Source organism: Maribacter sp. (assembly GCA_020629415.1).
Taxonomy (GTDB): Bacteria; Bacteroidota; Bacteroidia; order Flavobacteriales; family Flavobacteriaceae; genus Maribacter; species Maribacter huludaoensis.
Genome location: JAHDDL010000008.1, coordinates 1 through 4,160, shown reverse-complemented (window position 1 = coordinate 4,160; position 4,160 = coordinate 1). Strand labels below are relative to the sequence as shown.

The 4,160-nt window shown below is 38.0% G+C and carries 5 protein-coding genes and 1 pseudogene; 5 read left to right on the top strand and 1 reads right to left on the bottom strand.

What is annotated here, in order from left to right:
* From QZ657_RS04995 to QZ657_RS04975, 5 genes are all read left to right on the top strand, one after another.
* A partial coding sequence (locus QZ657_RS04995) for a uroporphyrinogen decarboxylase family protein (protein ID WP_291965358.1) occupies positions 1-480 on the top strand: 480 nt, incomplete at its 5' end.
* A gap of 42 nt (positions 481-522) precedes the next feature.
* Complete coding sequence (locus tag QZ657_RS04990) at positions 523-1,065, top strand: GNAT family N-acetyltransferase (protein ID WP_291965356.1); 543 nt, start codon at positions 523-525, stop codon at positions 1,063-1,065.
* Positions 1,055-1,957, top strand: a complete 903-nt coding sequence (gene hemF / locus QZ657_RS04985) for an oxygen-dependent coproporphyrinogen oxidase (RefSeq protein ID WP_074671063.1) — start codon at positions 1,055-1,057, stop codon at positions 1,955-1,957. Before QZ657_RS04990 ends, hemF begins: the two co-directional genes overlap by 11 nt.
* Positions 1,948-2,892 carry a DUF4421 family protein gene (locus QZ657_RS04980; RefSeq protein ID WP_291965354.1) on the top strand — a complete coding sequence of 315 codons (945 nt, stop codon included), beginning with the start codon at positions 1,948-1,950 and terminating at the stop codon, positions 2,890-2,892. The genes hemF and QZ657_RS04980 overlap by 10 nt, the downstream gene beginning before the upstream one ends.
* 11 nt (positions 2,893-2,903) lie before the next feature.
* Positions 2,904-3,692, top strand: a complete 789-nt coding sequence (locus tag QZ657_RS04975; protein ID WP_291965353.1) for a PhzF family phenazine biosynthesis protein — start codon at positions 2,904-2,906, stop codon at positions 3,690-3,692.
* 1 nt (position 3,693) lies between these two features.
* On the opposite strand, the pseudogene QZ657_RS04970 reads toward QZ657_RS04975, so the two are convergent.
* Positions 3,694-4,160 (bottom strand): annotated as a pseudogene (locus QZ657_RS04970) (DEAD/DEAH box helicase); the annotation flags it as partial.

Below are 4,160 nucleotides of genomic sequence, written 5' to 3'. Positions count from 1 at the left end.
GATACCACCATTGCCTATTTAAAGGCTAAAGTAGCTGCTGGTGTAAATGCAGTACAGGTATTTGATTCTTGGGGCGGCATGTTATCACCAACGGATTATCAAGAATTTTCTTGGCAGTACATTCAGCAGATTATAGATGCTTTAAAAGACGAGGCTCCGGTCATTGTTTTTGGTAAGGGTTGTTGGTTCGCTTTGGGCGATATGGCAAAATCAGGTGCATCAGCATTGGGTGTGGACTGGACCTGTTCGGCAAGAAACGCACGTTATTTAAGTGGTGGCAAAATTACCCTTCAAGGAAATTTTGATCCCGCCAGATTGCTTTCTCCACCGGCAGAAATCAAGAAAATGGTTCACCAAATGATCAACGAATTTGGCAAGGACAGCTATGTTGTAAATTTAGGGCACGGTATTTTACCCAATGTTCCGGTAGAAAACGCAAAAGCCTTTATTGACGCCGTAAAAGAATATAAGCCGGCTTAATTTCAATCATTTGTAACATATAGCCGAAATTATAGTAGCATCATGAATTCTTTTCAACTACCAGATTTCGAAATCAATCCTATATCTGAGCGAGACGGGTGGCGATTATGTGATTTTTGCTGTGCAAACGAAAATCACTTAAGCAGATTTTTCCCTAGTACACTTGCGTCAAATTTAAATCCTACCCTGTCCAATCTCTTTGTTGAAAAGAAAGTCAGCGAGTTTATTAAACACGAGGAATATCTATTCACCCTAAAAGAGCCTCAAAACCGTAAAATAATAGGGCTGGTGTATGTAAAAGCTATTGATTTTGCTAGAAATGAAGCAGAATTAGCCTACTGCATAGATTATAACCAAGCCAATAAAGGATACACCACTATTGCGGTAGAAACCATTTCTAATTGGGCATTACAAGTACCGAATATGAATACGTTACGGATTCTTGTACACAAAACGAATATTGGTAGTATTAGAGTCGCAGAAAAATGTGGTTATCTTTGGAAAGAAACCTTAAAAAAATCCTTTACCCCACCTAACGAAGAACCGTTAGATATGGAACTTTACGTTTTAGAAAATGAAAGATAAATTTTACGCATACATACAACAACTTCAAGATACGATAACCGCCAAATTAGAAGAAGTAGACGGTAAAGCTACTTTTCAAGAAGATATATGGAAACGCCCTGAAGGCGGCGGTGGTAGAACCCGTGTTATAGAAAATGGGGCAGTGTTTGAAAAAGGAGGCGTAAATATTTCTGGTGTTCATGGCGAATTGCCCGATAGTATGAAAGCATATTTTAAAGTGAAGGAAGGTAATTTTTTTGCATGCGGATTAAGTTTGGTCTTGCACCCAAAAAATCCTATGGTGCCTACCGTTCATGCCAATTGGCGTTATTTTGAATTGTATGATGAGCAAGGTGAAATTGTAGATCAATGGTTTGGTGGTGGTCAGGATTTGACTCCGTATTACCTTTTTGATGAAGACGCCGTTCATTTTCACCAAGTGTGTAAAACAGCATGCGACAAACATCAGCCAACATTTTATGATACTTATAAAAAAAGATGCGATGAGTATTTTTGGAACACCCATAGAAATGAAGCACGTGGACTAGGTGGTTTATTTTTTGACTATTGCAAAGCCACTCCAGAGATGAACATGCAACAGTGGTACGACTTTGTTACGGAAGTAGGTAACAGTTTTTTATCATGTTATGTACCAATCGTTATAAAGCGCAAAGACCTTGACTACACTAAGGAACAAAGAGATTGGCAAGAAATTAGAAGAGGAAGATATGTAGAATTTAATCTAGTCCATGACAAAGGAACTTTATTCGGGTTAAAGACGAACGGAAGAATAGAAAGTATCTTAATGAGCTTGCCTCCACATGTACAATGGCGTTATGACCATCAACCCGAAAAAGGCAGTGAGGAAGAACGTTTATTGCATATTTTAAAAGCACCAAAAGCATGGGTTTAAGAACACTGCTAACATTGAGTTTACTATACTCAATTTGTATATGTTCCGCTCAAAATTCACCATATAAAGAAGCTTTTCCTGACAAGGTAACTGTTAGGTTGTCACTACAGACCACTTCTAACAGTTTTACCGTTAGGGACAAGATAACACGTAATAAAACAGAATTTATACCCAACGACAAAAGCTATTTAGGGGTATCGGTTCTATTTCGTTTTCTAGAAGTCGATTTTGGCTATGCTCCTAATTTTTTGGCAGAGAACAAGGACAACGGAGATTCTAAATTGATCACCTTTAACATCCGAACTTTTTTTGGTCTATTTATGCAGACGTTGGATATCTATAAGCAAAAAGGCTTCTTTATTAGAACCGCAGATTTATCCTTACCGATAGATGATCTAAGAACCTTTAAAATAGGCGGAACCTCCAGTTACATTTTTAACGAAGATTTTTCATTTCGGGCAATAGGCTTTCAAAATGAATGGCAAAAGCAGAGTGTTGGCAGTTTTATACCCAGTATATCTTACTATTACACTAAGTTTAGACTAGAAGACCCCATAATTGACAATCAATTGGAAAAATCATTAAAAGTGGCCATTGGTCCGGGTTATTACTACAATTGGGTCTTTGATGAAAACTATCTTGTTTCTGCCGGTGCCACTGGCGGGTTAGGTTTCAATTATTCAAGTACGGAAGGCAAAACCTCTTTCAATGGACTGGCACAACTTATTTTTAGGTTGACGGGTGGCTATAATTCTGAAAATTTTTTTAGCGGCGTAAACATCAACACCCAGCTCTTAAGCCATACTTCAGATGAAAATTTTATTTTGGACGACTCCATAAGTTTTCTTGAATTCTACGTGGGCTACAGATTTGACGCACCAAGAAAGTGGATTCAAAAAGCTGATGAGATAAGTCGTAAATTCGGAATAGAATAAACCTTAGTGATATGAAGCAAAAAATATATCAGATCGATGCATTCACCTCAAAACTGTATGGAGGCAACCCAGCAGCAGTTTGTATTCTAGAATCTTGGTTAGACACCAGTTTAATGCAACAGATAGCTGCCGAAAATAATTTAGCCGAAACCGCTTTTGCCGTTGCCAAAGATGATCATTATGAGTTACGCTGGTTTACCCCAGAAGTTGAAGTTGATCTTTGTGGACATGCTACCCTTGCAACCGCCTTCGTCCTGTATAACCACTACGATTACCAAGAAAATATGCTTCGGTTTATTTCTCCTAGAAGTGGAGAATTATTGGTGCAAAAAGACGACTCGGGATTATTAACGATGGATTTCCCTGCAGATGAATTAATAGCGGTATCAGAACAAGCCAATATATCGGAGGCCATTGGCAAAACACCTACAAAGACCTTTAAAGGAAAGACCGATTACATGCTTATTTATGAAACCCAGGAGGAAATAGAAGCCATGCAACCAAATTTTCATCTGTTGAACGAGTTGGATTGTAGAGGTGTCATTATTACTGCAAAGGGTAACGATGTAGATTTTGTATCACGCTTTTTTGCTCCGCAATGCGGTATACCGGAAGATCCAGTTACCGGATCTGCACATACCACCTTAACCCCATATTGGTCAGAGAAATTGAACAAGAAAGTAATGACCGCCAAACAATTGTCTGAGCGTGGCGGCGATATACAATGTGAATATCATGGAGACCGAGTGAAAATATCCGGTAACGGGGTTTGCTATTTGGTTGGGGAAATAAACATTTAAACTATTTCCAGGTTATCGTCTTTTTAGATACTTCCTCAAATTGATATTTTAGATGGGCAAATTTAGCCTTTAACAGCACTTTTCTACCTTTTAAGGTTCTCGTAAAAAGTATTTTAGAGCCATCTACATGTGCGTTCCAATGTTTTTGAAAAATCAAAGCTTCGGTTTTGTTTTTAGCCACTTCCTTTGGAACTACATAGTAATTTCTAATGTTTAACTTTCGCTTAAACCAATTGCTGTTTACCAATAGATATCGTGGATTGTCAACGGGTGCTATAATCTCTTCTAAAAGAGAGATAAATACATTGCTATCATGTTGGCTAGCATCTTTTAAATAGATAGAAAAAGTTCCTTTTAAATTCTGCTCGGCATGTATGGTAGCCTTTTTAGATTCAAAGTACGGAGTCTTATCATCTAGCAAATACCCCAACACCGCTTTGGCTATTTTCTTTGTTTTCTTGTATTGAT